Origin of the sequence: Holdemanella sp. DFI.5.55 (genome assembly GCF_020593575.1) — a bacterium.
Taxonomy (GTDB): domain Bacteria; phylum Bacillota_I; class Bacilli_A; order Erysipelotrichales; family Erysipelotrichaceae; genus Holdemanella; species Holdemanella hominis.
On sequence record NZ_JAJDMK010000308.1, the window covers coordinates 1 to 255 of the forward strand.

Consider the following 255-nt stretch of genomic DNA (forward strand, 5'->3'; position numbering starts at 1 on the left):
GCTTCCTACATATTTTGCAACGCGGTAGGCAAATACTTTCAGCGCGATGGCTGCCGGCTTGTTGCCTTCGCTTGCAGCTGCATCCAGATCACGGAAGTCGCTGGAAAGGTTATTGGAAAGTCCATATACTCCGGACTTTTTGTTGAGCATGTTCATCAGACCCGCAATATCAAGATTCTCTTTCTTAGCGATGAACTCTAAGATGGCCGGGTCAATATCTCCGGAACGGGTTCCCATTACCAGGCCTTACGCCTT

Annotated in this window: 1 pseudogene; it reads right to left on the minus strand. The window is 49.0% G+C overall.

Going from position 1 to position 255, the window contains the following annotated elements:
- A pseudogene (locus LJE08_RS14215) lies at window positions 1-237 on the minus strand (acetate kinase); the annotation flags it as partial.
- Window positions 238-255: the final 18 nt, after the last annotated feature.